Source organism: Pseudomonas batumici, assembly GCF_036585405.1.
Taxonomy (GTDB): Bacteria; Pseudomonadota; Gammaproteobacteria; order Pseudomonadales; family Pseudomonadaceae; genus Aquipseudomonas; species Aquipseudomonas batumici.
Genome location: NZ_CP144470.1, coordinates 1,644,979 through 1,671,370 on the forward strand (window position 1 = coordinate 1,644,979; position 26,392 = coordinate 1,671,370).

The window sequence follows — 26,392 nt, forward strand, 5'->3', positions numbered from 1 at the left end:
CAGAACCATACACCGAAGTGCGGGAAAGTATCCCACGCCCCCTATCTATGCCTGATTGCTGCTCCGAAGCAATCTCATAGAATAAAACCTGCACTCCGTGGTGATGACTATCAAACCTTTTAGCCGACTGGACTCCGGTCAGAGTCTGTGCGCTCTATCACTAGTGCTAATACTGCTTACCGGTTGCTCGGTAGCCCCGCTGCCTCAGTTGAAACCTCCGACACCCGAGGCTTGGCGCAATGCGCCGCCCAGTGTTTTGCCTCTACATCCAGAGCTGAATAAATGGTGGCAGGCATTCGGCGACCCGGAGCTGGACGCGCTGGTTGAGCGGGCATTACAAAATAATCTGGACGTTGCCCAGGCAGTGGAGCGTTTACGTGCAACAAGGGTGCTGAGTCAACATGCCCAGGACCCGTATCTGCCTTCGCTGAGTATCCGGACCAAGGACGCCGTAAGCCCTGACACCAGTACTTCTTACTTCCTGATAGGTTTCGACGCGCAATGGGAACTGCCATTGTTTGGTGCGAAACAAAGTGCCGATCGCCTCGCCCTGGGAAACGAGGAACGGATGAAAGCCGACCTGCGCCTGGCACAGGTGTCGTTGGTTGCGGAAGTCAGTCGACGCTGGATCGAGCTGCGCTCGGCGCAACAAATGGAAAGTTTCCTGGGCGATATCCAAGAGGCTCAGCATGAAAAACTGAGGCTGTTGCTCGTTCGCGAACGACTCAAGCTGGCGGCCCCTTCCGACATCGCAGGCGCCCAGGCTGAGCTGGCTCATGCGCAGATGGCTCTGACCGAGCCGCGACAGGCGATAAATAGTCATGCGCAACAGTTGGCCGTCCTGTTGGGCCAGAACGCGCCGGACCCTCAATGGCTGCGTCCAAGACCGCAACTGAAACTCGGCCAATGGCAACTGCACAGTGTTCCGGCCGACTTGTTGCGTACGCGACCGGAAATTGCCAGCGCCGAGGCAGAGGTGATCCGGGCTGCGGGAGATCTCGGCATGAGCCGGGCCGATATTTACCCCCACATCAGCCTCGGTAGCTCACTGCAGTGGTCGCTGAACATTGCGAGCAATCGCAAACACGCCCGTAGCGGCGATAGCATCTTCTCGTATGGACCGGGGATCAGTATCCCCTTGTTTGACTGGGGCCAACGCCTGGCCAATGCAGAAGCCAAAAATCACCAGCTGCAAGCGGCGGTCCTGGCCTATCGGCAGGCCGTATTGCAGGGCGTAGCCGAAGCCGAAACAGCCCTGGGAGACCTGGAGCAATTGCGCCTGCGCGAGCAATCCTCCCTGGAGGCCTTCGCTGCCGCTCAAACCCGCCTGGATGCGTTACAGCAGCGAGCACGACTGGGGCTGCTGAGCGAGCTGGAGCTGGAGAATGTCCAGATTGAAAAGCACCGAGCCCTGCTGCAGGTCGCTCGTGCCAGTGCCGATCGTAATATCGCCTACGTCGCCTTATACAAAGCACTCGGGGGCGCGCCGCTGCCGACCGAAACCATGAAGGACACCCACTGATGGTCGCGCTCGCCCGCCAAACACTGCTTTATGAGTGGCGCCGCTTCCTGCCCGCGATGATTGCCGTCGGCTTTGCCGGTTTGCTGCAACTGCTCCAGGCGGCACTGGTACTCGGTATCTTCGGCAGCGCCAGCGTTTATATCACCGGCTCCTCGGCCGACCTTTGGGTCGGTTATCCCGGTACGCAAAGCGTCAATCTCGGCCGGTCGATTGACAGCGGTGTGGAGATGCGCCTGCGCATGGATCCGGATGTGCTTCGGGTGGAACCTTTCCGCTGGGTGGACGCCGACTGGCGCGGCGCACGCGATACCGGTGGCGTGTCCGTATTTGTCTCCGGTATCGATGCCAGCCCCCAAGGCCTGATGTTTGAGCACGTACTGCCTGCCGAACTACGCGCACGCTTGAACGAGGCGGACGCGGTCATCGTTGATCGAGCCGATCTGGACAGCCTGGGCGTCAGCATAGGGGATACCGCGGCTATCAACGGTCGTCGCGTGCGCGTGGTAGGCGTCACCAATGGGCTACGGGCGCTGGGCGGCGTGAACGTCGTGACCTCATTGTCGACGGCTCGTCAACTCGATACCTCTGCAACCATTGGCGATCGCATTACCTATCTGGTGGCCAAGGTACGCGACCCTGACCAGGCGGATGCGGTTGCCGCCCGCCTGCGCGACGCCACGGCGTTCGGCAGCTACGACGTGTGGACCGCGCAAAGTTTCGCTCACCGCTCGCAGATGTACTGGATGTTCGATACCGGTGCGGGTGCTGGCGTATTGTTCCTGGCCGCCATCGTGTTCCTGGTCGGTGCCGTGATCACCAGTCAGACACTGGTTGCCGCCGTCATCGGCTCGATCCGCGAATACGCGACATTGAACGCACTTGGCGTAGGCGTAGGCGCCTTGCGCAGAGTCGTGATGGAGCAGGCGTTCTGGGTCGGAGCCCTGGGCCTGCTGGGTAGCAGCCTTGTGGCTTGCGTTCTTTTTGCCCTTGCCGGGCGCTACAACGTACCGGTGGCGCTCTCTCCTGTCGTGGCCATCGCTTGCCTGGCCCTGAGCATGGGGTTGGTGGTGGTATCCGGTCTTGCCGCCATCCGTACATTACGCCACGCCGACCCGGCGAGCCTGTTGAGATAAAGAGAGATCATGTCAAACCCACCATCGGCAACACCGATCTCACTTCAGGCCAGGGGTATAAGCAAATCGTTTACCTCGGGGCGCGTCGTCAGCACCGTACTGCACGACATCACACTGGACATACGGCCCGGCGAGTTGACCCTGATATCGGGGCCTTCCGGCTGCGGGAAAAGCACGTTGCTTGCCATTCTCAGCGGTTTGCAAGCACCCGACCAAGGCGGCGTCACGGCATTGGGTCAAAATCTGGAGGGGCTCGATGCACGGGCGCTGGAACGCTTCCGCCTGCAGCACACGGGATTCGTATTCCAGGGATTCAATCTGTTTCCGGCCTTGACCGCACTGCAGCAGGTCGAACTGCCCCTGAGCTACCTCGGACTGACCGCAAAGGATGCGCAAAGGCGTGCCATACAGGCGCTGGAAGAGGTCGGCCTTGGTCCGCGCATGCGACTGCGCCCGGCCGAGTTGTCCGGTGGTGAAAAGCAGCGCGTGGCCATTGCCCGCGCGGTGGCGAAAGAGCCTGAGTTGCTGTTTGCCGACGAACCGACCAGTGCCCTGGACGCCGCCAACGGCCAGATCGTCATCGATATATTGCACAGAATTGCGCGTGCCCACGGCACAACCGTGCTGTGTGTCAGCCACGACCCTCGCTTGGTGAGCCATGTCGACCGTGTCTTGAGCATAGAGGACGGCCGCATCCTGAACGATCATACCCCGCCACCCCGACCGGCCAATGCTGCCGGTATCAAGGAACATCTCGCATGAACTCGCGTTCGTTTTGCTCATGGCTCGTTGTGCTGACCGCTACCTTGTTACTGACAGGCTGCCCCCGTAACGACGCACCTTCAAAGGCCATTTCCGCCACCTCGACATCTGTGGCGGTTGCACGCGGTCGTATCGATGTTGAAGGGGGCTTGCTCAAGCTTGGCATGGCCCGCGAAGGCGTGGTGACCGATATCAAGGTGCACGAAGGCGACCACGTCCGCAAAGGTCAGCTGCTCGCCTCGCTGGACAGCGATCTGGCAAGCCTGGCGGTGAGTGCGGCGCAGACCGAGCAACAACAGGTCCAGGTTCAAGCGAAGCAGCTGGAGAGACGAATCAAGTTTACCGAGCTGAAAGCCAAGCGACTGGCCGATGCCGCGGCGGCGGGTGCAGGCGACGGCCAGAGTGCCGATGAGGCTCGCGAAGCCGCGCAACAGTTGCGCGACGAAATTGAAAATAATCGTACAGACGCCGCAGTCGCTGCCCGAAAGCTCACTGCCGCGCGCTATGAACTGGCGCAACGCAGCCTGCATGCCCCTATCGACGCCGAGGTGGTCCGTCGCCTGATCCAACCTGGAGCCACCGCGTCACCACAATCGGGGCCAATCTTCGTGCTGTTGCCGGACGAAGCGCGCATCGTGCGGGCCGAGTTGAACGAGTCTTTTACTGGCGCGGTACTCCCCGGGATGAAAGCCGAGGTCACGGACGACAGCGGCAGCGGTCTACCGCCGCTGTCCGCCCATGTGCTGCGCATCAGTAGCGTATTGGGTAGCAGCACGCTCGAAGAGGATCCGTTGATACGTGCCAATATGCGCACAGTCGAATGCGTATTGGCTTTCGACCAGCCACCACCACCGTCGCTACGCGTAGGGCAGCGCATGCTGGTGCGTTTCGGATCCTGATCATCCTAATTTCTCGATAGCCCGCCCTACTTATCAAATTGCTCCCACTCCCCGGGATGGCCTAATCAGGGCTTTGTTAACCAAGGCTCACCCATGGAAAATGTTCGAGCTTCAAGCACACACGCCGCCTGGCTGATGGTCAGTGTGGTGTTGGTGGCCCTCAACCTGAGGCCTTCCATGGCCGCTGTCGGGCCCCTGCTATCGGCGATTCGTGGGGATATCCCGTTGAGTTTCAGCGCCGCCTCGTTGCTGACCATGCTGCCGGTCATGGCGATGGGCCTGGCGATGTTCCTCGGGATGCGCATCGCCCTGCGCTTCGGCGAACACCGCACCATCGTCCTGTCCTTGCTGGTCATCGGCCTGGCGACAGCTTCGCGGCTGTACCTGGACAGCACCGTCGAACTGATCCTGAGCGCGGTCCTGGCGGGACTCGGGATCGCCCTGATCCAGGCGGTGATGCCGGCGCTGATCAAGTCACGCTTCGGCAACAACGTGTCGCTGTTCATGGGGCTCTACGTCACCTCGATCATGGGCGGCGCGGCAGTCGCGGCGTCGTTCTCGCCGTTCGTCCTGGCTCAGACCGGGAGCTGGCGGATCAGCCTGGCCATCTGGGCGCTGCTGGCGCTGGTGGCCCTGGTCATCTGGTTCGCCCAGCGCTCGACGGTCCCGCCCCTGCCGGAGGCACCGACGGGCAGTCGCCAGGAGTCGTTCGTCGGTAACTCACGGGCCTGGCTGCTGGCGATCTTCTTCGGCCTCGGCACGGCCTCCTACACCTGTGTGCTGGCCTGGCTGGCACCCTATTACGTGGAAAAAGGCTGGAGCGAACAGAGCGCGGGGCTGCTGCTGGGCCTGCTGACCGCCATGGAGGTCGTGTCCGGGCTGGTCACCCCGGCGATCGCCAATCGCAGCCAGGATAAACGCCGGGTGCTGGCGGTGTTGCTGGCGCTGATCATCGGCGGTTTCTGCGGACTGATCCTCAGCCCGGAACGCTTTACCCTGCTGTGGCCGTGCCTGCTGGGCCTGGGGATCGGCGGGTTGTTCCCGATGAGCCTGATCGTCTCCCTCGATCACCTGGACAACCCGCGCCGTGCCGGTGGCCTGACCGCCTTCGTACAGGGTATCGGCTACCTGATCGCCGGGCTCTCACCGCTGATTGCCGGGATGATTCGCGACCAGTTGGGCAGCTTCGAGTGGGCCTGGTGGTCACTGGCGGCGGTGATGGCGGTGATGATCGTGATGGTCCTGCGCTTCGACCCGAAGCATTACGCGCGGCATATCCAATAGTCGTCGCAGGTCCTTTCAGGGAGCGCGGGGATCATTGGCGCTGGCCCTCAACCACAGGCGCAGTTCCGTCTTGAGGATCTCGCCGTAGGTGTTCCTCGGCACTGTGCTGCGCAGGTCCGCCAGGTGCATGGGGGCGTCATAGACGATGGTGTGGATGCCCTCGCCGCCATGGCCCTGGAGACGGGCCTGCTCGACGATCTGCTTGAACATGCCAGGGGCCACGAACAGGCTGATATTACCCAGCCCGCTCGCCAGCTCGAACAGTTCGTCGGCCTTGAAGTCGCGGGATTCGGGAACGACATGGCGCGCGGCCCGGCGCACATGGATAAAGTTGTAGAGGCCGGCGCAGTGAGACATTGGCGCGGCATACACCACCGCATCCTCGGCGCTGGCCGGATCGGCTTCGGCAGGATAGTGCAGCGACATGGCCGTCAGGTCGCCGTGGCTCAGCATCACCCCGTTGAAGTCACCGCCGGGGCTGGAGGTATAGAGCAACCAGGCCAGGTCATCGACATGACGCGGACAAGGCGTATCAGGTGGCAGCGTGATGGAGCCGAGCGCCCCCATGTCCTCTCGATCCAGTTCCAGGCACCCCAAGGGCAGCCTCCCGGGCGCGAACACCTGGCCGCCATCGGTGAAAATCAACCGGGCCTTGGCGTTACCGACGATCCAGCCGGCCTCGACGGGGTGCAGCTTGCAGTTGATCGGCACCGCCACGGCGCCGGCCCACCAGATGGCGTAGAGCAGCTCGAGGTATTCGCAACAGTTCTTCATGAACAGCACGACCCGGTCGCCGGGAACAATGCCGTGCTCGTCGATCAGATACGCGGCGCGATACCGAACCAGAGCGACAAAGGCGCGATAGTTGGCGACCTGACGCTGTCCCTCGAACAAGGCCGGATGCTCAGGGCAGCGAAGGCCGGCGTCGTCCAGCCAGTGGGCGATATTCACTCTTGGCTCCTGCGTGAGGGTCTCAAAATGAGCCATTCGAATATATTGAGGCGGCCTCTCAGAGGCTATTTAAAAAATAAATTTCATCCACTAATATACAAATAGACAGTTTTTCTATAACCATGAACAACGTAGCACTTATGGATTTTTATCGAGACGGACTTTATGCTCAATAGCAACTTGCTCAGAAAACTGGACATGCAGGACCTGATGGTATTCGTTGCGATATATGAGCAAAGCAGTGTTACCGAGGCCTCCGAAACCCTTTGCGTCAGCCAGTCCACCGTGAGCTACTGCCTGAAAAAGCTGCGCACCAGCTTCGAGGATGAGCTGTTCATCAACACCCGCAACGCCATGTGGCCGACCAGCAAGGCCACCAGCATGTACAGCCATGTGACCCACATCATAAATAGCATCAACCTGTGTCATTCCGAAGCAAAAGCATTTGACCCGACCCAAAAAGAGATCACTTTCAATATCTGCGCCCCTGAATATTTCGAACTACTGATTCTCCCCGACCTGTTGAAGGGCTTTATCAAGGACAACCTCTCCATCATCGTAAACACGCATAAATTCCACAAAGACGTTCCCGTCGAAAAACTGGTGGACGGTCGTATTGACCTGGTTATTTGTGCCGGCCCTAACTTCCATCAGGACGCCAAGGGTTTCAAATCAAAAATATTGCTGGATGACGACCTGGTCTGTGTTGTCGACAAACACTTCACGCCACCCGACAACAAGTTCAATCTGGAAACCTTTGTTGCGCGCCAGCATATTTTCCCCACGCCTTGGACGTCAGATACCAATATGGTGGATGGTTGGCTCGGCAAACAGGGTTATACCCGGCAGATTGTCGCCCGTACCAACAGTTATGTGGCGGCCCTCAAGATGATCAACGGGACCGACCTGGTGCTCACCTTGCCCCGGCGCATCCAGCGATTGATTTGCGACGAGACCCGGTTCGCCTCCTGTAAAGCGCCGGCGGGCTTGCCCAGTTTCACAATAGACATGCTATGGGACAGGAAAGCCGGACAAAACAGTGCCAATACCTGGCTGCGCGAGCAGATTGCCAAGGTCTGTGCCTAGGTGTTCAGTCCCAAGGGGTCACGACATCGAAATACGGCGGCTCACGCATCGCCTCACGTGGTGCGATGTCAAACTCCATGCCGCCTACAGGTTCGATCCGCGCCCGAATAGTCTCGACTAGCGAACCGGAGCCCCCGGATGCTACTGACAACTCAGAACGCAGGATATCGCAAGCCTCCTCCTCCATGGAGCGGCCATGCAGAGCCGCTTGTACTCGCAAGCGTGCCTTGAGCTGTTCATCAATATTACGAATCGTCATGCTGGCCATCGCACATCTCCGCCATTCATCAATGATTTCAATCAGGGCAATTCCTTTACGATCCAGGACGAATCCTTCAGTCCCATACACCGTCAGCGCACACCTCTGGCAACAGCCAGTAAAACACCGAAGCCAACCAGCAACCCGCCGAACGCACGATCGATCCAATGGCGTACCGCCAACAACCGTTCGCGCACGGCGCTGGACGAAAAGCACAAGGCAACCACACTGAACCAGGCCATATGAGCCCCCGAGATGAAAGCCCCGTAGCCGATTTGCACAGCCAGTGGCGTATCAGGGCGTACAACCTGCATGAACAGACTGATGATAAATATCGTCGTCTTCGGGTTCAGAACATTGGTCAGGAACCCCGTGCGCAGCGCGGCAAGATCCGACAGCGGTGCAACAGCGCTATCGGCCAGCGCTCCACTGGGCTGGGTCCGCAACATTTTCATACCCAGCCATATCAGGTAGGCAGCCCCAGCCAGCTTGATGGTGTTGAACAGCCAAAGAGACTGCTGGATCAGCAGTCCCAAGCCGATCAATGTGTAGCTGACGTGGACCAACACGCCTAGCCCGATGCCCAGGGCCGTGAGCACGCCCGCTCGACGTGACAACATCAGGCTGTTACGCGTGACCATGGCGAAGTCCGGGCCAGGGCTGATGACAGCCAATAGGGTAATGGAAATCACCGCCAACAGTTCCGCCATGGCCAATCCTCTGGAAAACGTGAAAGTTGCCGCGATGATAGACGGATAGCCTTGCCCACGCTTGAAAACAACCTCGACGTGGTGTCACGTATTCAATCGACGTGAAGGTTCCGTGCGATGCAAATACACAGCAAAGGTATCCCAGGGCAACTCAATGGAAAGTTGCTTCATGATTTGCCCCACTTCACCGCGGTGATAACCGGCATGCGTGACGACATGGGTCAACATTTCCTCACGCGACATATACCCATGGTCCCCATCGGTAAAAACGAAGGGCACGGATTCGGCCAGTAATTCCGGGGTCACGGTCTCCAGGTACTCGAGGTACCAGCGATCGGAGGCGGCTACAGCGACGCGCAACGCTGCCAATGACGGCGTCTGCGGTGTGTTGTCGGTGGAGAATTCGTGATGCTTGCCAACCAGATGCGCAACAAATATCTGGCTGACGACATAGCTGTGATTGATCAAGCGCAATGCACTGTGGCGTTCTTCTTTGTGGCGTTCGGGATCAAAGCCTTCCATCTTGTTTAACAGCTCGCTGTTGGCCCATGCCTGATAGCTGAACAGCCTGCGGAGCAAGGGTAACGCGCTCATGATCAGTGACCCCTTCTGAAGCTTTGGAATGTGAGTAATATGTTTATATTTTGATTCTCGGGAGCGTTTTTTGACTACTCGCATTCCATCGACGCACTCCCCGATGCGCAAGGAGCCACGCCAGACGCGCTCCCGGGCCACGGTCGATTCCATTGTTCAAGCAGGTGCTCGCGTTTTGAGCGAGCGAGGCTGGGCAGGTTTCAATACCAACGAGGTCGCCGGTGTGGCCGGTGTGAGCATTGGCTCGCTCTATCAATATTTCCCCGACAAGCAGGCGCTGATCGAGGCCATTCGGCTACGTCATCTCAATGAGGTGCTGACGGTCATACGCACGGTGGGTGCCGGTGAAAAGTCCCCCAGGCAGCGGGTTGAGGATCTGGTCGATGGCCTGATCGCGGCACACAGCGTTCACCCGGAGCTTCATCGGGTGCTGCTTGAAGAAACCTCGCCGTATTCAAGTCCGGTATCCGCCCAAAGCGTGTTCGAAACGGAATATCTGGCGCGATATGCGGCCGTTGTTGCGGCCTACCCGGACTCACAACGCAAAGCGGCAAGTCCAATGGTGGCGCAAGTGCTCTCCTCCGCGGTTGAAGGGGTCATTCATGGCGCAGCCCGAAGGGGTACGTTGAAATCCCCAGCGCTGAAAGAAGAGCTGGTGCACCTGGTCTGTTCGTATCTGGCACCCGGCGGGGTGTAAGCCGGCGTTGCCAGTGGCAGACCTATACTATTCTTTACAAATCGGCCCATTCGATGCGACAGACAATTGTGTTTGATCCAGGGGGGTGGCGCGTCGAGTGATCGTTCACGCAGGCCACGGCCTGCCTTCATCGTAGGGAGAAGAGGATCATGGCGCGCAAATACATCGACTGCCGCGAGTTTCCAAGCGCTTCCAAATGCTCGGTCGCACTGTCCGCGGACTCTGAAAGCGAACTGCTCGAGGCCGCCGCACAGCATGCGGTCAGTGTCCACAAACACACCGACTCACCGGAACTGCGGGCCCAACTGAAGACGATGTTTCACGACGGCACCCCGCCTGTTGAAGCACCGCGTCCCGCTTAACATGGCCCGCGCCGACGCTACCGGGTTTCAGGTGGGAGAAGTATCGAGAAAGACATAGAGCGCCGCTATCTTCCCATCACGAACGATGATCACGTCCCACCCCGTGTAGTCCGGTGACTCGCCGCGCGGACCGGAACCCCAAGCCAGGCGCCCGCCGTTGTGGAGCGCCTGCGGCTTGCTGTGCGGGGTGTACACGAAGTGCGGGTGCGTCGCGCGAAGATCTCCGGCAAATTGATCGAGCGCGTCGTGCCCGACCAATACGCCCGGCGGCACGTAGATCTGGCAATCCTCCGTGTACAACGCCTCGATGGCCTCACGGCGACGACGCGCGTCGCCTTCACCAAAGACTTCCTGAAGATTGCGAAGCAGCAGTTCATTGATGCGAGCATTCATGATGGTTTTCCTCAGTGATTTACCGTTGACCCGATTCCGCAGGTGGTGCGGCGTTATTGAGCAAGCGCCAAGGTCTTGTTGATGGCCGTCACGACTGCGGGCCGCGCCGAGATTTCTTCGTACCAGCGCGTCACGAACGGGAACTCGGCGAGAGAAGCGCCGATTGCCTGGTGACGCCACACCCAGCCGAAATGGGCGATGTCCGCAATGCTATAAGTCTCGCCGGCCACATAAGGACGCTGCTCAAGGTGGTGGTTGAGCACGCCCAGCACTCGATTCACTTCCGAGAGAGCACGCGCCTGGGCCTCGGGTTGTGGTGGCGACTGCAGGTTGGCCAGGAACGCCTGCAGGAACGCGGGGCTCACGCCGGATGCGTGGAAGAAGAGTTGTTCGAACACCTTGCCGCGAGGAAGGCCCTCCTTCGCCAACAGTTGCCCGGTTTTCTCCGCGAGGTAGACCAGGATGGCGGCGGACTCGCCGAGCACCACATCGTCGACGCCTGGCTCGGAGGAGCGGTCAACCAGAACGGGCACCTTGGCGTTGGGATTCAAGGCTCGGAAGGTTTCGCCCTTCTGCTCCCCCTGACGCAAATTGACGGGGACGAGCCGGTAGTCCAACCCCAACTCCTCCAGCGCGATGGAAACCTTGAGGCTGTTGGGCGTGGCAAATGCATACACTTCAAGCATGGTCATATCCTCTTTCATTTGATTGACGAGCCCGCCGCCGCCGAAGCGCTTCGTAGTCGCGATGCAGGCTGCGTCAAAGGCCGTTGGGTGAGACAAATCTATGGCCGTGCGCTATTTTTCGAAATAGAAATGAATGAAAACCATCGTTGCAGGAATGACATGTCCAAGCTGCCAGATTTCGAAGGGTTCGCGATGTTCGGGAAGGTTGCCGAAGAAGGTTCATTTGCGGCGGCGGCGACCGCCATGGGGGTCTCGGTGGCGACGGTCTCGCGGGCCGTCAGCCGTCTTGAAGGGCGCTTGGGAGGTCGATTGTTCAACCGCACCTCCCGACGGCTTGCGCTCACGGACTATGGCCGCTCGCTCGCCGAGCGAGCGGCAAGCCTCTACGCGCAGGCCGAGGAAGCCGAGGATTTCGCCCGTGAGACAGCGAGCCGCCCCCGTGGCCTGGTAAAGCTCGCGGTGCCGCTCTCCTTTGGCGCTCGCTGGGTCGCCCCGTTGCTGCCCGAGTTCTTTCGGATCTATCCGGACATATCCATCGACCTGCATTCCACGGACGCACAAGCCGACTTGATTGGCGAGGGCTTTGACGCCGCCCTGCGCATCGCCGTCATGGAAGACTCGTCACTCGTCGCGCGTCTCATTGCCCCAGTGCGCAGGTTCCTGGTGGCGTCCCCTGACTACCTGTCCCGCCATGGTCGCCCCCAACACCCGAGCGAGCTGGGTGCCCACCCGTGCCTGAGCTACATCAACAGGAACAGACGTGACGTCTGGCGCTTTACTCACACCAAAAGCGCCGAGGAATGCACCGTTGTGCCCACCGGCGGGTTACGGGCAACGAGCGTGGAAGCCTTGTTGCCCACCGTCCTTGCCGGACAGGCCATCACCGAGATCCCCGAGTTCATCGCAACACAGTATTTGCGCGACCAGCAGCTCGAGCCATTGTTGACCGATTGGCGCTTGCCTGAAGGGGGACTTTATTTCGTGACACCCACGGCTCGTGCACGGCCGGCGAAGGTGAGTGCCTTGGCCGATTTCTTTACCTCCCGGCTCGCCGCGGCGCAATGGAGAGCCGAGACGGTTCTGGAGCAGAGGCCATGAAGCCGGTGCCGATAGTGAAGGTTGCTGCGGGAGTGAATCGGAAAAGAGTACCCTTGCCGCTCCCCCAAGATCAAGACAAGGCCGTCATGAGTCAGAAGTCGCTCAACGAAACCAGTAAGTTCCTCAGCTACGTGCTGCGCCACGAACCCCACAGTATTGGGCTGACCCTCGACGCAGAAGGTTGGGCTGACCTCGCCGACTTGATCAGCGGTGCAGCCAAGGGAGGTCGTTCACTGGACCACGCGATCATTGAGGCGGTGGTGTCCAGCAGCGACAAGAAGCGCTTTGAACGCTCTCAGGACGGACAGCGAATCCGCGCCGTACAAGGGCATTCGACACCTGAAGTCAGCCGCCAATATCCACAGAAAGTACCGCCACAGCTTCTCTATCACGGCACGGCGACGCGGTTTCTGGAATCTATCGAGCAACAAGGGCTGATCGCCGGTCAGCGTCATCACGTGCACCTTTCCCATGAAGTCGAGACCGCCATTGCAGTCGGCCAGCGTTATGGCAAACCCGTGCTGCTGACGATCAGCGCCTTGCAGATGCATGAGCAGGGTTTCAGGTTTTATCAGGCCGAAAACGGTGTCTGGTTGACCGAGCATGTGCCAATGGCGTTTATCCGACTGCCTTGATGACTCGTAGCGGCAGAGGCCCATCCGCCAGCAGGCGATGGGCATCGGTTACGCTCTCAGCCGCGCAGATGGACTTCATTGGGATCCATGCCCTGTCTGTACCCATGACTGGATACACCTACCAAAACCAATACGGGAGAAACTTTGGCGTCGGCTCGTTCGCCAATTCAAGGTGATAGGTGATGGAGTTAAAGAAAAAAGCATCCAATGAGAGAAATGCAGCAACCCCGAACAGCAGGGTGATCAGTTCACGAGACGAATGCCCGGAGTAATATTTACTTACAACATTACGAGCCCCCACAAGAACGACAAAACTGATCAAAACACCCGTATAGTTTGGCAACAGCGGATGCTCCGCATAGAAATTATAAATAAAAACAATTAAAGTCAGTCCCAAACCCACAACCGGGAGTGCCAGGCAAAACTTTAAGAACCATTTTTTTGCACCGGAAAACACGTTTCCCTTATCAATAAAAATATAGGCCGCCAGCAAAGAAACGGCAGGCGTAATGGATAGTATATAGCGCATTTTTTTCGAATACGGGATTGTAAAAAACACAACAATAGCAAAAAGACACGCCGTGAGATAAAGCAGCATATTAGTGTCAGGCTGCCGGGGAAAGCAGAAGAATTGCTTGTGTTTTTTAGCGATCACGATCAACGCAAAAAAAGCAGTCACCCCGTAGGCAATCAGCCCGCTGGTAAAATAAAAATAATAGCGCGGTGAATGATCATTCACCACTCGCCCCAAGCCTTGCATCACCAATACATCTTGCATGAAAGCCGTGCCGCCCTGCAGATAAGCAGCCCATGCCAACAACACAACGCCTGCAATGAAAAGCAAGCCCGCCAACAACGAAAACAAGAATAAAGCTCGCCACTGCCGATTCAATAAATAATAACAGGCCACAACGATCGCAGGAACGACCAAGCCAATAGGGCCACGAAACACAAAGCCAAGCGCCAACCCTACAAACACAAAGGCCAAACGTGACTTGTCGTTTTTCAATTCCGCAGAATACACAGAGTAAAAACAGGTCACCGTAAAGAGCGCGGGATAAATATCAAGCGCCCAAAAATTGACACTGTCTAGAAACGCCCAGGTAAACAGCGAAAAAAAGACACCATACAGCCCCCATTTCTTTTCGTGCAATGCCCCTAACTTGTAGACAAAGACCAACATTAACGCCGCAGCGATGCAATAGGGCAACCCCATCGAGAGAATGGAAAGCCGACCAAAAGGCAAAGAAAACAAATAAACCAAAAAAGTATGTGCAATCGTATAATCGGGGTAAGGCTGCAAGTCCTCCGCAATGGGGAACAGCGTCACACCGTGATGCAACATATATTCAGCAAAATCAACAAAACGCGTTGTATAGTTAGTGATGGATGCCTTGTATTGCAACCCCATGAATATAACGAGCGTTACCAGAAAAATGCTTAGACTGGGCTTTCTAATGACTTGCTTTATTAGAATATCCATATATTCAATACTTCCAAAAAACCGTTAACAATATAGCACCCCAATTACAAAAAATCACAGAGCAGCATTGACTAGCTTTCTGCTCACATAAACCGATTCAGCACAATGCTTGACCTGAGGCTAATCATAGCCTCTATCGAGCTTCTCCGACGTTTAATATTACACCACCAACGAATGAAGCAAGGCGTAGCAGAAACCTGGAGCAACCGTTTACGAGCGTTCACTTGAGAACTGAAACAAGCGCATTCAGTTAGTCGTCCAGGCGCAACATCATATGCTCCTCATCATAAAAGCGTTCACCGACCCGTAGTGCCCGCGACTCGATGCCGAAGGGATCGAATCCGAGCGACCGATAGAAGCTTCTTGCGCGGGCGTTCTCAGTATTGACGCACAGATGGATCTGAATGACGCCAGTCGCCTTGGCGTGCACGAACACCGCTTCGAAGAGTCTTCTGGCCACGCCATTTCGGCGATGTGCCGGGTCAACAAAGACGCCCCACACAAGCCCTTTGTGCTGGACCTGCCGAAGCGGCTCACGCCGCAGGCCGGCGATCCCCACCAGGGTTTGTTCCGCAAAAGCGCCGAACACAATCTGATGCGCCGTGACACGAAGCCGAGCCTCGATGTCTGCCACTGGCCTCGCCTGCTCTTCTTCAGTTGTTGGCCAGATGGCAGTTGGGGAATCCGCAATCGCACGAAGGCGGATTGTTCTGTAGGTCTCGGCATCGCTCTCCGACAGCGGCCTGATTGTGATGTGGCTGACTTGCATAGGCGCGAAACCTCTTATCGTGTCCTGGCACGGAGCGTTACTGCGGGCTCTTGGCTGTTGAGTCTGATGGCGACTTATATTGATTAGGCGACTGATTTTCCAGCGAAAACGGTGCGAAAAGGCGACAAATATAGTTTGCCCTGCAGATAGCGATCAAGCATCAGCAGTGAACAGCAGGGAAAAATAAATCTGTTGTGGAAGCAATCGATCGACGCTCCCACAGTGGACAGATACGCCATCAGCTTCTTATGCGCTGCTCGACGACCCGCAACACATCACAACCATCCTGCAGCAACAATGCGGCCACGCCGGAAATGCGCATCAAATCGATGCCATCCGAGTGATGAGTGCTCATGCAAGACACACTGTCCAGCATATCCCGTGCAGAGGTAATGCGTTGGGCGGCACAGGCCAGCAGATCGGGGAGTGGCGCTTGTCTGTCGATGAAGAGGATCGTGTGTTCGGTGGGTTTGGATGAATCGAGAGGGGTGTAGTCCATTGAGTGAAGCTCCCGTTGGTTGCCAAGAGCTGCTGCCATTCCGACCGGCCAAGGTCGTTCGCGGAGTTTGCCGCAAGCGGCCGACTATAGAACGCTGGAGGTGGCTATACAACCGGAAGCATTACTGGACTGAAGAAAACGTGGGGCTTTCATGTTCCACTTGGCTAACAACCCGGATGCCGGAGCGGTCATCCCAGGTTCGGAAGGTCGCCGAAAATACGCTGGAGCATGGATGGCCGTGGCAAAAGCGGTGCCGCAGAGTCATCTACACCGCTCAGCATTAGTGGCGTAATGCCTATTTCTCAGCTAAAACATCAAGTGCTAGCCTGAAGCTCCAGCAAGGTGCAGCTACGTTAGATATTGTGGAGAATTTCATGCAAAAGGACCCCATAGTTCCAATAAGCGATTCCTTGTCGAAGGCGCTTGAGCGTCTCTTCAAAACAGGCGGCTTTGCCCTTGCGTTTGGTTTTGGCGGCTTGCTTATAATTATAGTTTCGAATTTTTTCTCCGAAAAATTAAAGCTTCCGGCATTCTTAGTAGGGTGCACCCTGACATTTGTCTGCTTGTTCTTTTTTCTCTTTAGCAATCTTAGGACTCGACGCATTACCAAGCGAATAAAGGACGACCTCCCCCTACTTGACTCACTCCAAGGAGTCGCACTACAAATAACAGAACTCTCCTTCCTCACACAATCCTTCGCCTTCAAACATCTTTCAAAGATTCAAAAAACCATTGAAACAATAAAACCTATAATTGAGTCTTTCCCATTTTTTGGTGAAACCGCAAAAAGCTTAGGCCTTACCGATGCAGCGAAAATCTCGAGCGTTATTGTTGGCGCAACCGAAGCCACAAAGGAAATAGTCCTAAAATTGGAAAGTGCGATTAGGTCCGGTGATTTGAAAGCTGTTAAAAAATATGCCTCTAGTCTGGAAGATGCGCTGGCAAGTCTTAGGAGTGCACTTAAGGTAGACACCTAGTGCATATCATTGATCCCACTGTAGCCTCACTCATGCCAAAAAATAGAAAAATAAAAACTAGATATGCAAAAAGGTGGCTGCAAAAATGGGATAGATTTATTTAACCTAGCTGATAGCGTTAAGCATCACCAGCAGACAGCTGGAAAAAATAAATCCGTCTCCATTCCCCCCTCTCAAATCAATCGAGAACTGAGCCGCCAAAAGCCTCGATTCAATTTTGACCTTCAGGGGCAGTCCAGGTGTTATCGTCGCGGGGCGAGCGGCCGAAAAAAGCTTTGTAGGCACGGCTGAAAGCAGCTTCCGATTCATATCCAATCGCAAAGCCGACCTCACCAACACGACTGCATCCCTTCAAAAGCATGTTTTTGGCTAGCGTCAACCGCCACTCATTCTGATACCGCAAAGGGGGACGTCCGACAAGCGTGTTGAACCGCTCGCAGAAGTTGGACCGTGACATGCCAGCAATCGCCGACAGCGCACTGATGCTCCACTGCTGACCGGGCGCTTCGTGGATTGCTTTCAAAGCACGAGCGACACGTGCATCAGACAAGGCCCTCAGCCATCCTGAAGCAGCAGCTTGCTGAACCCACGTTCGCAGTATGCGAATGACCACAAGGTCGATGAGGCGTGACACCATCAATGCTCCGCCCGGCTGTGTGTCATTAGCTTCGAGCAACATGAAATGCAGGATACCTTCCGACCAAGCCACGGCGTCGGCCTGTCTAATGTGGATCATCCATGGCAGGGCAAATACCATCGCTTCAAAGCTGCTCGCATCGAACCAGAATCGGCAGATAACAACCTCTGCCAGCTCCGTGCAAGCCGAGATCTTCAGCCCTGATGGAGTGTGCGGCAGCAGAAGGATATCACCCCGCCCAATCGTCATTACCTGCTGATCATCGCTCTGGATCTGCAGTTCTCCCTCCCGCAGCATACAGACATGAGCGCTTTTCTCATCCAACACAAGCTCGTCGGCGCTCTCAAGCATGCATGAGTAGACACGATCGCCCGTCAGACGAATTTTCGCCAATACCTGGGAGAGCAGGTCGGCTGCAGCAAACCCTTCCAGCTGTATTTCTGGAAGAATGATCAAGTTTTCCAGGGATTTCATCATGTCCGATTGGCCGTGCCGTCGCTAACCTGAGCCTGTAAGCATATCGCGTCACGACCACTGAACCATGCGCTTCTTGCGCATTGGCCGCTCAGGTGCCTATGCATATCATCCAACCAGACGGAAAATATCTACATGTTCGGGATCTCCCCCCTTGGCTGGTTACACACCCTCGGCAGTCTGCCAGCGATTCCGCTGGCCGCTTATATGTTCGGGCGCTACGGACGTATTGTTCCTCGGTCTACACCTGGCTTGCTCTACCTGGCTTCAATGCTGATCGGTGCCTGTACCGTGTTTCTCGTGGCGCATCAACCAGCCAGCAAAATTATTGGTGCAGTGACGATTGCACTTCTGCTTGCAGGCTACGGGATAGGATTATTACGTTGGCTGGGTAGAGCCGGCGTTTACATTGAAACCATTCTCTTGAGCCTGACGGCATTCTTCCTGATGGTGCCCACCGTCTCTGAGACATTGCGCCGAGTGCCGGATGGCCACCCTATAGTGACTGACCCGCACTCGCCATTGCTGATTGGCGCGCAAGGCTGCATCCTCATCGTGCTGATAATTGGCATCATCGCGCAAGTTCTCTACTTACGTGACGGGAAAAGGCGCACAAACACTTAGGGGTTGCTTGAAGGTGGGTTAGTCATTAAGCACCTCTCGTGAAAGCTTGGGTGCTGTATTGAAAAGTGAAAAGGGGACAGATTTATTTAACTTCCCAGAAACCATTAAACATCAGCAGCGGATAGCTGAGAAAAATAAATCTGTCCCCTTTTGCCAGTAGTTTCAGAGTAAACGCTATTTTTTTCTTGGATCGTCTGCAGGGTTGACGTAGTCAATCCCGGCTGGTCCGGGGCCCTCCACCTGAAGGATGACCTCTGCGCCTTTGCTTGCCCCAAAATGCCTCATGTGACCCTCGCCATAAATGCTTCCGGCCGGAAACTCATGCAATTTTGTCGCATCGAATTTATCCCCATAGCCGTGATACCACGTCCCCGAGATCACGGTGACTGTACGCTCGTCGGGATGAGTATGGGCGGGAATAATATAGTTCGGCGGGAGTTTTACTCGCACGATATATTGGCCAACGTTGGGGTCGCCCTGGAGGACGGCGATTTTTGCACCCTTTGGTAAAGAGGGGTTATCGACCCACTTGATGTCCTTTGGGGTAACCATCATGTAAGCGCCAGGCTCAGCCCAACCCGTTGACGCCCCAAGGCAACCCATCGCAAAGACAATAGATAACGCTGCGAGTTTGTTGTACATCGTATTCTCCTCAGAGCGGTTTGAACGAGGTCGGGATATTGAGCACGCAGGCATCGGCCTCCTAAGACTGTCTGCTTAACTGATCATAGTTGAAGACACACCGAAACACTCGACACCGCTCACCCCCTTCAGCCATGCCACCCCATTCCTGATAAACTCCTCCTTTTTGCCCCACCCATTCCGGAAACGCCAATCCCCCTACTCACCGCTCCACCCGCCCCCCTCTCCCGGCGCATCTCCGTAGCCCCGATGATGGATTGGACTAACCGCCACTGCAGGTTCTTCCTACACCTGCTCTCCAAGCACACTTTGCTCTACACCGAAATGGTCACCACCGGCGCCCTGCTCCACGGAGACCACGAGCGTTTCCTCCGTCACGACGAAGCCGAGCACCCGCTGGCCCTGCAACTGGGCGGCAGCGTGCCCGCCGACCTCGCCGCCTGCGCCCGCCTGGCCCAGGAGGCCGGTTACGACGAAGTGAACCTCGACCAGAAAGGGGACAGATTTATTTAACCTCGCAGATGCCATCAAACATCAGCAGCGAGCAACTGGGAAAAATAAATCCGTCCCCTTTCCGGTCAATTTATTTTAGATACGTCTGACGGGTCTTCCTTGCCCACGCCGCTCTATCCGCAAGCCCATAACCGCCTCAATCTCATCAACAAAACAAGTATTTCCAGTCAGTTGACCGCGCTGTAGCGCTTCTCGAATCAATGTCAGCTCTTCAGATGAAACATCCTGACTCACAAAGGTCCGATACTTAAGCCTCCGGTCCTCCAAGGTATGACCGAGAGCATCAAAACAAGGGTCCGTGTCGAGCCAATTATCGCAAGCCTGCTCACTAAAACGTAACTTGTAACTTGACCAGGCATAATCTTCGGGCTGAGAAACCATTTTGGCCCGAACTGGATTTAACTCGATGTAACGACTGCATGCGAGCAGATAGCAATCTGACTGCACAAGACTTGATTTGTAACGACCTTCCCACAACGTGCCGGAACACCCTTCAAGCTTATTGCGATAGCGAGTCATTCGTGCAGCCAAAGCTTTCATCAACCGTCCTAGACCAGTAGTAGACTCACCGGGAGCTAGTAACAGATGCACATGATTAGTCATGAGGCAGTACGCGTAGACCTTGACCCCGAACACGTCCTTGAGCTCACGTAAATCGTACAAATAACGCTGAAAATCACCAGCCTCCGCAAACACAACCTGACGATTGTGCCCTCGCTGAACAATGTGATGAGGGTAGCTCGGTAAAACAACACGTCCCATTCTTGGCATAAAACCTCCTTCCGTGGAGGTACGAGCATAGCAAATGGAGAAAAAACAAATCTGTCCCCTTTTGGTCCCAACCCATCCAAAAAAATGTAATCCGCTGCAAACCTGTTTTCTTGCTGTGATCGTGCGTCATTTTGAAGAGGATTCGGGTTTCTATCACCCAGACCCTTCTCATGAAGCTATCGCCCCTTCTCCAGTTGCTCGACCTGACCGCCCTGGAAGCCGCTCTCCCCGCCAGCACCTGGGGCATCACGGCCCCTATGAGCACCCATCTGATCTCTCTGGATCGTCTCGGCCATCTGGAGGCTGGAGTAGATGGTTTCTCTCAACAGGAGAACTCTCATGCCCCCAACAATCGAATGAAGACTGCATCGATGCGCTGATGTACCCACTGTCTGTCACATCACTGGCCTGGGACAGAACGGTGCAGAACAACAAGCATCAATGTGGTTCAACCTACGAGAGCCGGTTGCGTGATCTATTTCACGCCGTGCGTAAAGCCTATAACCGGCAACCTAGAGCTCGGCAGTTTCATTTCAAGCTCGACCAGCGACTACATACAGGACATCGTACGAAACATCCCTATATGGAGCTTACACTCACCCTTGTGGAAACAGACCCAGAGGCGCCGTATCTGCTCCTCTCACTCAAGGAAGAGCTGGTTGATTCATGACCTTGACTCGCCAACAACACCTCACTCAAGCCCGAGGTGTCGGACCTTTTTATTTCTGTGACAAGCCCCCATGACGTCGAGCAGCTACCACATTCAACGTTTTTTTCATCCAAGGGTAATGCTCAACTATTTGATAGCCATGACCAGCAAGCGGCAATTAAAAAAGGGGACAGATTAAAAATAAATCCGCCCCCTTTTTTAAAAAATAAATCTGTCCCCTTTCTTTTTGGTAAAAATAAATCTGTCCCCATTTCCTTGCCCCCATTTCCTAAATAAATCCGTCCCCATTTCTGCTTCTCTCTTTAGCAATAAAGAAAAAATTGACGAATTAGGCTTTTAAAATTTGACAGAGTGAATCCGCCCATCAAGAATTGCCAAGCGCGTTTCCAAGGCTGGGATCGCGTAACAGGGAGAAATTCTTTTCTAGAATTTCAGCGCATATAAAAAAAGGAAATTAAAATGTCTGAAGCACTCAAGGAAAAAGTCCCGAACGACTCCATCGGGCAAGTTCAAACCTACGTCCTCTTCAACCAGAATGGTATCCAGATCACCTTGGATCTGCCCAGCCCAGTGTCGCTCACCCTGAACACCCCGGAGTATTACCCCCCCTCACGAACCCATCCCCAAAACTCGCTCCACTTTTGCACAACCAATCGGGCCTTGACCTCAAATCGGCGACGTTCACTATCCAACTCAATGACGTAAAAGAGGACAGCAACACGATCGTCAATGCGCGGTGGTGGAACAACAATCTGGCAGATGGGAAACAGTCCATGGTATTCACTTGTGGACAGATTGATAACCAGACCGCGGGCAAAGGTATTGCCACCACTTCTGGATATTCTCAAATGCGATGGGCCACCATGGCGAACACCGGGCGCGGCCAGGAAACCTTTACCGTGAGCGATGTCTCGCTCACCTTCAAATCTACTTCTTCGATAACTACGGGTGCAGGGCCGATTATCAGAGTTGGCTAGCTGATCTGCCACCGCGGGGCCCAGAGTTCCGGTCCCCGCGGTCGTCCCCGTCGCTGCGATGTTTTGCCAAATCGACGTGCTGGACGGATCGAAAAGGCTTGAAGCCCATTCGCCGGTCTTAAGTCAAGGTTAAAAGCCACCGCGTCAGCAGTGTTCAACTGCAGGGTTTGCCCTTTAACTCAACCTGATCGGTTGAACCTGTAGAACCCGTTTCCTCTTCATTGGCTACGACCGAATCGTGCCTGACATCCATGTGGATCAAGCGGTAGTGAGAAAACCTGTACCGCCCTGGCAGTCAACTGCCCCAGAGAAACCTTGACACTCAGGCGGTGACTGCCGGCCGCCAATCAGATTTTATAGCTCACACCAGCCCCCTTTTTGCAGGAAAAGGGGACAGATTTATTTAAATCTCGCAGCCCCTTTTCCTTTGACAAGTCAGCCTACACTGATGCCCCGCGCAGCATCCCCTGCGTCAAATCATCAATCACAGCTTTACCCATCTCCCCCAGATAATGCGATGCCCAAGCGTAGCGCTCTCCATCCGCCTCCAGTGCGGCATCCAGAGAGAGCGCTTTAGCGCAATACAGCAGAAGGGAGGCATGCTCCATAGCTTCCAGAATGGGAATACCAGGATTGACCCGGAACAATTCACGGCCTTGGGAGCCGCACGTGGAAAAAGTGATAACACCCAGGGTTTTGTTTGAAGGTGGATTGGTCATTGAGCACCTCCAGCGACGGCTTGATTGCAGAGGTTTGCAAATTGAAAACGGGACTCCGTAAAAACGATCATGCGCGTAACTCCTAATGTAGGGAGCAGCCACACTCGTTCTCAGGCGAAGGGTGGCAGCTGTGCGCAGGCTGAGAAACCGGGACAATAGGAACCCGGCAGACCGCGAGGCCTCCCGCGCACAGCCGCCATTACACAGACGTGCGGACACAAAAATAGCGCCAGCAGTCTAATGGATGGTGGCGCCTGTGCGCCTATTGTTTCACGGATTCTCAGGCCCGGTCGCTGAATGGGCAGCGACAGTTCAAGGATAGCGAAGCATCAGGACCGCTCAAGCCAGCATTTGAAGCGAAACATTTCAAAGTTCGGCCGCACTGCCTGTCCCGGTGATAAAACCCATTTCCTGATAAACTGCGACCCATTCAGCCTTACGCCACTCAAGCCCGCGCCCTGCGCCGGCTGCGCCCACAGCGACAGACTTTCCATGCCTTTGAACGACGCTACCCCTTCCCGCTCCGAGCCATCTCGACGCTTCAGCGTTGCGCCGATGATGGACTGGACTGACCGCCACTGCAGGTTCTTCCTACGCCTGCTCTCCAAGCACACCCTGCTCTACACCGAAATGGTCACCACCGGCACCCTGCTCCACGGTGATCACGAGCGTTTCCTGCGCCACGACGAAGCCGAGCACCCGCTGGCCCTGCAACTGGGCGGCAGCGTGCCCGCGGACCTTGCCGCCTGCGCCCGCCTGGCCCAGGAGGCCGGTTACGACGAGGTGAACCTCAACGTCGGCTGCCCCAGCGACCGGGTGCAGAACAATATGATCGGCGCTTGCCTCATGGGGCACCCCGAGCTGGTGGCCGATTGCGTGAAAGCCATGCGCGACGCCGTGTCGATTCCGGTCACGGTCAAACACCGCATCGGCATCAACGGACGGGACAGTTACGCCGAACTCTGCGACTTCGTCGGCAAGGTGCGTGACGCCGGTTGCGGCAGTTTCACCGTGCATGCGCGGATTGCGATCCTGGAAGGCCTGTCGCCCAAGGAAAACCGCGATATTCCGCCGCTGCGCTATGACGTGGCCGCCCAGTTGAAGCAGGACTTCCCGGCCCTGGAAATCATCCTCAACGGCGGGATCAAGACCCTGGAGCAGTGCCACGAGCATTTGCAGACCTTCGACGGGGTGATGCTGGGCCGCGAGGCATATCACAACCCGTATCTGCTGGCGGAGGTGGACCAGCAGTTGTTCGGCAGTGACGCACCGGTGATTTCACGGGCCGAGGCCCTGGCGCAGTTGCGGCCTTATGTGGCCGCGCATATCGCTGAGGGTGGCGCCATGCACCATATCACCCGGCATGTGCTGGGGCTGGGCACCGGGTTTCCGGGCGCGCGGAGGTTTCGGCAGTTGTTGTCGGTGGATATTCACAAGACCAAGGATCCGTTGGCATTGTTGGATCAGGCGGGGGAGTTGTTGGAGGGGCGGTAACGCGACCGGATAGAGACCGCGTTATCGTTCATCGCGAGCAAGCTCGGCCCCTACAAGGGGCCATGTTGCTTTCCAAGGAGCGCAAAAAGGGCGACATCTGAGTAGATGTCGCCCTTTTTTGTACGCTCGCGGCGTCAGACGGTCAGGTGCGCTCCAGCGCATTCACCAGGTCGTGAAACGCCTCGCGGTTCGAATCGTTCAAGCCCATGAGGATCTTGTGCGCTTCCAGCACCTTGACCCGCACCACCTCTTCCGACTGGTCCTGCGATGGCAGGTCGGTCAGGCATTCCGGGCACGGGATCGGCCGGTTGACGATGTTGAAGACCTGGTCGAAGCCCATAGACTCCAGCAGCCGGGTGATGTCGTCGTGGGTGGTGACCACGGTCGGCAACAGCCCGACCTTCTGCCGCGACAGGATCGACAGCTTGGCCAACAAGCCCAGCGTGGTGCTGTCAATGCTGCGGGTTTCGGTCAGATCGATCACGATGGCCGAGAAATTCAGCGCCGTGAAGATCTTTTCAATTGTTGCATCCAACGCTGAACAGAGGGTCAGGCGAACTTCACCGACAAACTTCAGAACGAAGGTGCCATCCTGCTCGGCGAACTGGATTCTACCGGTACTCATCAAATGTTCCTGCTCAACACTAACAGGGCGATATCATCCGGCATCTCCCCTAGCGTGGCCAATCCAAAGACCTGGCGCAAGCCATCCAGGCTGCCCCCGGCTGTTTTCACCAATTCAGGTAAAGCAGCCTCTTTCTCTTTGAGTGTATCTTGCTTCAAAAGGTCCAGAATGCCATCTGACACCAGCGTCAGGCTGAACGTCGGCGGCAGCTCCAGAATGTGATCTTCATAGGTGGCTTCGTTGAACAAACCCACCGGCAAACCACGGCCTTCCAGGTAACTGACGCTGTCCGGGGTATAGAGCACCGGCAAGGGCAAATGCCCGCCAATGCTGTAGGTCAGCAACCCGGTCTCTTCATCGATCACGCCGCCGACCATGGTCACGTGCTTGCCCATCTTGAGGTTGATCAGGCCACGGTTGATATGGCCCAGCACCTGCGAAGGCGTGAACTCCGGCAGGGTGCCGTTGCGCTTGGATTCGAACAGCAGGCGCGTGGTCATGAACTTCAGCAGCACGGTGACGAATGCCGAGGACGCGCCATGGCCGGACACATCCGCCAGGTAGAACGCCACGCGGCGCTCATCGACCCGGAAGTAGTCGACGAAATCGCCCGACAGGTACAACGACGGAATGATCTGGTGCGCGAACTGGAAGTTGTCGATGCTCCACGGGCTGGTCGGCAGCATGTTCATCTGCACCTGGCGACCGGCGTTCTGGTCTTCCTGGAGCAGGTGCAGGCTGGCTTCGAGCTCGCGGTTGGCGGCTTCCAGCTTCTCGCGGTAGCGCTGGTTCTCCAGCAGCAGGCGCGCACGATCCAGCGCCCGGCGCACGGAGTGCTCCAGGACGGCGAGGTCCTCAAGGGGCTTGATCAGGTAGTCAGCAGCGCCCAGGCGCAACGCCTCGACGGCGTCATTCATGACGCCCGCGCCGGACACCACGATCACCGGCGTCTGCGGCGAAAGGTCGGTCACCTGACGAATCAGCTCAAGGCCGCCCATCTGGGGCATGCGCAGGTCGCAGATCACCAGGTCGGGCTTGGACTGTTCGAATACCTCAAGCCCCTGCAAGCCATTGCCGGCCTGCAGGACGCTGAATCCGCTGTCTTCCAAGTAGGCCGCAAGGCTTGCACGCACTACTTCGTCGTCATCAATTATCAGCAGCGTGGCACTGGTTTTCTGCATGTGGGCAAACGGCGCCAGAATTAGGTTGGCGTAGACAGCAAGGCGACATGCCCGACTCGTACTACTGGATTCGCTTTCTAGCCTCTCTGTCTCGAACGGTCGGACGATCACGTCCGGTGCATCGGTATCAGAGGTGCCCTTCTAAGGCGCAGACGGTACTCCCATCCGCCGGGCGTTTCAAGCTCATGCCGATGGTCGCTTGACGTCTTTACACCTCAAATCACCGGGAGTTATAAGAACGGTGCAAACCACAACGGAATTGAAGG

General features: G+C 56.4%; 29 protein-coding genes and 2 pseudogenes. 16 read left to right on the forward strand and 15 right to left on the reverse strand.

Annotation, left to right across the window (positions count from 1 at the left end; all coding sequences use genetic code 11):
• Positions 1-103: 103 nt before the first annotated feature.
• The 5 genes from NUH87_RS07250 (at position 104) to NUH87_RS07270 (ending at position 5,600) form a co-directional block, all read left to right on the forward strand.
• Positions 104-1,522, forward strand: a complete 1,419-nt coding sequence (locus NUH87_RS07250; RefSeq protein WP_338525409.1) for an efflux transporter outer membrane subunit — start codon at positions 104-106, stop codon at positions 1,520-1,522.
• Positions 1,522-2,655: an ABC transporter permease gene (locus tag NUH87_RS07255; protein WP_338525410.1), complete on the forward strand. Its 1,134-nt coding sequence runs from the start codon at positions 1,522-1,524 to the stop codon at positions 2,653-2,655. The genes NUH87_RS07250 and NUH87_RS07255 overlap by 1 nt, the downstream gene beginning before the upstream one ends.
• Before the next feature lie 9 nt (positions 2,656-2,664).
• Positions 2,665-3,417 (forward strand): ABC transporter ATP-binding protein, encoded by a 753-nt coding sequence (locus NUH87_RS07260; RefSeq protein ID WP_338525411.1) that lies wholly within the window; start codon positions 2,665-2,667, stop codon positions 3,415-3,417.
• A complete protein-coding gene (locus NUH87_RS07265) occupies positions 3,414-4,316 on the forward strand; it encodes an HlyD family secretion protein (RefSeq protein WP_338525412.1) in 903 nt (300 codons plus the stop codon). Before NUH87_RS07260 ends, NUH87_RS07265 begins: the two co-directional genes overlap by 4 nt.
• A 93-nt stretch (positions 4,317-4,409) precedes the next feature.
• The gene (locus tag NUH87_RS07270) at positions 4,410-5,600 is read left to right on the forward strand and encodes a cyanate transporter (protein ID WP_338525413.1); all 1,191 of its coding nucleotides are present in this window, start codon (positions 4,410-4,412) and stop codon (positions 5,598-5,600) included.
• 81 nt (positions 5,601-5,681) lie between these two features.
• Here the strand turns inward: NUH87_RS07270 and NUH87_RS07275 are convergent.
• A pseudogene (locus tag NUH87_RS07275) lies at positions 5,682-6,551 on the reverse strand (AMP-binding protein); the annotation flags it as partial.
• 165 nt (positions 6,552-6,716) lie between these two features.
• On the opposite strand from NUH87_RS07275, the gene NUH87_RS07280 reads away from it, so the two are divergent.
• A complete protein-coding gene (locus tag NUH87_RS07280) occupies positions 6,717-7,637 on the forward strand; it encodes a LysR family transcriptional regulator (RefSeq protein WP_338525414.1) in 921 nt (306 codons plus the stop codon).
• Between the two features lie 4 nt (positions 7,638-7,641).
• On the opposite strand, the gene NUH87_RS07285 is transcribed toward NUH87_RS07280, so the two are convergent.
• The 3 genes from NUH87_RS07285 to NUH87_RS07295 form a co-directional block, all read right to left on the reverse strand.
• On the reverse strand, positions 7,642-7,986 hold the full coding sequence (locus tag NUH87_RS07285) for a FitA-like ribbon-helix-helix domain-containing protein (protein ID WP_422393907.1): 345 nt from the start codon (positions 7,984-7,986) through the stop codon (positions 7,642-7,644).
• 2 nt (positions 7,987-7,988) lie between these two features.
• Positions 7,989-8,606 (reverse strand): LysE family transporter, encoded by a 618-nt coding sequence (locus NUH87_RS07290; protein WP_338525415.1) that lies wholly within the window; start codon positions 8,604-8,606, stop codon positions 7,989-7,991.
• Positions 8,607-8,690: 84 nt separating this feature from the next.
• Entirely contained in the window at positions 8,691-9,200 is a 510-nt protein-coding gene (locus NUH87_RS07295; RefSeq protein ID WP_338525416.1) for a DinB family protein, read from the reverse strand.
• 70 nt (positions 9,201-9,270) lie between these two features.
• On the opposite strand from NUH87_RS07295, the gene NUH87_RS07300 reads away from it, so the two are divergent.
• Together NUH87_RS07300 and NUH87_RS07305 are read left to right on the forward strand one after the other, a co-directional pair.
• On the forward strand, positions 9,271-9,897 hold the full coding sequence (locus tag NUH87_RS07300) for a TetR/AcrR family transcriptional regulator (RefSeq protein WP_338525417.1): 627 nt from the start codon (positions 9,271-9,273) through the stop codon (positions 9,895-9,897).
• A 149-nt stretch (positions 9,898-10,046) separates the two neighbouring features.
• On the forward strand, positions 10,047-10,259 hold the full coding sequence (locus NUH87_RS07305; RefSeq protein ID WP_040065912.1) for a DUF1059 domain-containing protein: 213 nt from the start codon (positions 10,047-10,049) through the stop codon (positions 10,257-10,259).
• A gap of 27 nt (positions 10,260-10,286) precedes the next feature.
• Here the strand turns inward: NUH87_RS07305 and NUH87_RS07310 are convergent, their stop codons facing one another.
• Both NUH87_RS07310 and NUH87_RS07315 read right to left on the reverse strand, forming a co-directional pair.
• On the reverse strand, positions 10,287-10,652 hold the full coding sequence (locus NUH87_RS07310; RefSeq protein ID WP_338525418.1) for a nuclear transport factor 2 family protein: 366 nt from the start codon (positions 10,650-10,652) through the stop codon (positions 10,287-10,289).
• A 53-nt stretch (positions 10,653-10,705) separates the two neighbouring features.
• Positions 10,706-11,344, reverse strand: a complete 639-nt coding sequence (locus NUH87_RS07315; RefSeq protein WP_338525419.1) for a glutathione S-transferase family protein — start codon at positions 11,342-11,344, stop codon at positions 10,706-10,708.
• Positions 11,345-11,497: 153 nt separating this feature from the next.
• Here NUH87_RS07315 and NUH87_RS07320 point away from each other — a divergent pair, with 153 nt between their 5' ends.
• Both NUH87_RS07320 and NUH87_RS07325 read left to right on the forward strand, forming a co-directional pair.
• Positions 11,498-12,436, forward strand: a complete 939-nt coding sequence (locus NUH87_RS07320; protein WP_338525420.1) for a LysR family transcriptional regulator — start codon at positions 11,498-11,500, stop codon at positions 12,434-12,436.
• Positions 12,437-12,522: 86 nt separating this feature from the next.
• Positions 12,523-13,071 (forward strand): RNA 2'-phosphotransferase, encoded by a 549-nt coding sequence (locus NUH87_RS07325; RefSeq protein WP_338526752.1) that lies wholly within the window; start codon positions 12,523-12,525, stop codon positions 13,069-13,071.
• A gap of 118 nt (positions 13,072-13,189) precedes the next feature.
• Here NUH87_RS07325 and NUH87_RS07330 read toward each other — a convergent pair whose 3' ends face one another.
• The 3 genes from NUH87_RS07330 to NUH87_RS07340 form a co-directional block, all read right to left on the reverse strand.
• The gene (locus NUH87_RS07330; RefSeq protein WP_422393908.1) at positions 13,190-14,554 is read right to left on the reverse strand and encodes an ArnT family glycosyltransferase; all 1,365 of its coding nucleotides are present in this window, start codon (positions 14,552-14,554) and stop codon (positions 13,190-13,192) included.
• Positions 14,555-14,804: 250 nt separating this feature from the next.
• Complete coding sequence (locus tag NUH87_RS07335) at positions 14,805-15,323, reverse strand: GNAT family N-acetyltransferase (protein WP_338525422.1); 519 nt, start codon at positions 15,321-15,323, stop codon at positions 14,805-14,807.
• A 238-nt stretch (positions 15,324-15,561) separates the two neighbouring features.
• Positions 15,562-15,822: a hypothetical protein gene (locus NUH87_RS07340; protein WP_338525423.1), complete on the reverse strand. Its 261-nt coding sequence runs from the start codon at positions 15,820-15,822 to the stop codon at positions 15,562-15,564.
• 374 nt (positions 15,823-16,196) lie between these two features.
• Between NUH87_RS07340 and NUH87_RS07345 the strand changes: the two genes are divergently transcribed.
• Entirely contained in the window at positions 16,197-16,799 is a 603-nt protein-coding gene (locus NUH87_RS07345; RefSeq protein ID WP_338525424.1) for a hypothetical protein, read from the forward strand.
• A 211-nt stretch (positions 16,800-17,010) separates the two neighbouring features.
• Here the strand turns inward: NUH87_RS07345 and NUH87_RS07350 are convergent, their stop codons facing one another.
• Positions 17,011-17,913 carry an AraC family transcriptional regulator gene (locus NUH87_RS07350; RefSeq protein ID WP_338525425.1) on the reverse strand — a complete coding sequence of 301 codons (903 nt, stop codon included), beginning with the start codon at positions 17,911-17,913 and terminating at the stop codon, positions 17,011-17,013.
• Positions 17,914-18,045: 132 nt separating this feature from the next.
• Between NUH87_RS07350 and NUH87_RS07355 the strand changes: the two genes are divergently transcribed.
• The gene (locus NUH87_RS07355; RefSeq protein ID WP_338525426.1) at positions 18,046-18,534 is read left to right on the forward strand and encodes a hypothetical protein; all 489 of its coding nucleotides are present in this window, start codon (positions 18,046-18,048) and stop codon (positions 18,532-18,534) included.
• Between the two features lie 174 nt (positions 18,535-18,708).
• Here the strand turns inward: NUH87_RS07355 and NUH87_RS07360 are convergent, their stop codons facing one another.
• Complete coding sequence (locus tag NUH87_RS07360; protein WP_338525427.1) at positions 18,709-19,176, reverse strand: cupin domain-containing protein; 468 nt, start codon at positions 19,174-19,176, stop codon at positions 18,709-18,711.
• 249 nt (positions 19,177-19,425) lie between these two features.
• On the opposite strand from NUH87_RS07360, the pseudogene NUH87_RS07365 reads away from it, so the two are divergent.
• Positions 19,426-19,665 (forward strand): annotated as a pseudogene (locus NUH87_RS07365) (tRNA-dihydrouridine synthase); the annotation flags it as partial.
• 99 nt (positions 19,666-19,764) lie between these two features.
• On the opposite strand, the gene NUH87_RS07370 reads toward NUH87_RS07365, so the two are convergent.
• The gene (locus NUH87_RS07370; protein WP_338525428.1) at positions 19,765-20,460 is read right to left on the reverse strand and encodes a transposase; all 696 of its coding nucleotides are present in this window, start codon (positions 20,458-20,460) and stop codon (positions 19,765-19,767) included.
• A gap of 34 nt (positions 20,461-20,494) precedes the next feature.
• Here NUH87_RS07370 and NUH87_RS07375 point away from each other — a divergent pair, with 34 nt between their 5' ends.
• Both NUH87_RS07375 and NUH87_RS07380 read left to right on the forward strand, forming a co-directional pair.
• The gene (locus tag NUH87_RS07375; protein ID WP_338525429.1) at positions 20,495-21,130 is read left to right on the forward strand and encodes a hypothetical protein; all 636 of its coding nucleotides are present in this window, start codon (positions 20,495-20,497) and stop codon (positions 21,128-21,130) included.
• Positions 21,131-21,771: 641 nt separating this feature from the next.
• Positions 21,772-22,107 carry a hypothetical protein gene (locus NUH87_RS07380; protein WP_338525430.1) on the forward strand — a complete coding sequence of 112 codons (336 nt, stop codon included), beginning with the start codon at positions 21,772-21,774 and terminating at the stop codon, positions 22,105-22,107.
• A 440-nt stretch (positions 22,108-22,547) separates the two neighbouring features.
• Here the strand turns inward: NUH87_RS07380 and NUH87_RS07385 are convergent, their stop codons facing one another.
• Entirely contained in the window at positions 22,548-22,826 is a 279-nt protein-coding gene (locus tag NUH87_RS07385) for a DUF3077 domain-containing protein (protein ID WP_338525431.1), read from the reverse strand.
• A gap of 492 nt (positions 22,827-23,318) precedes the next feature.
• On the opposite strand from NUH87_RS07385, the gene dusA reads away from it, so the two are divergent.
• Entirely contained in the window at positions 23,319-24,320 is a 1,002-nt protein-coding gene (gene dusA, locus NUH87_RS07390) for a tRNA dihydrouridine(20/20a) synthase DusA (protein ID WP_338525432.1), read from the forward strand.
• Between the two features lie 142 nt (positions 24,321-24,462).
• Here dusA and rssC read toward each other — a convergent pair whose 3' ends face one another.
• Together rssC and rssB are read right to left on the reverse strand one after the other, a co-directional pair.
• Positions 24,463-24,945 carry an anti-sigma factor antagonist RssC gene (gene rssC / locus NUH87_RS07395; protein WP_040066027.1) on the reverse strand — a complete coding sequence of 161 codons (483 nt, stop codon included), beginning with the start codon at positions 24,943-24,945 and terminating at the stop codon, positions 24,463-24,465.
• Positions 24,945-26,126, reverse strand: a complete 1,182-nt coding sequence (gene rssB / locus NUH87_RS07400) for a two-component system response regulator RssB (protein ID WP_040066028.1) — start codon at positions 26,124-26,126, stop codon at positions 24,945-24,947. The genes rssC and rssB overlap by 1 nt, the downstream gene beginning before the upstream one ends.
• Positions 26,127-26,392: the final 266 nt, after the last annotated feature.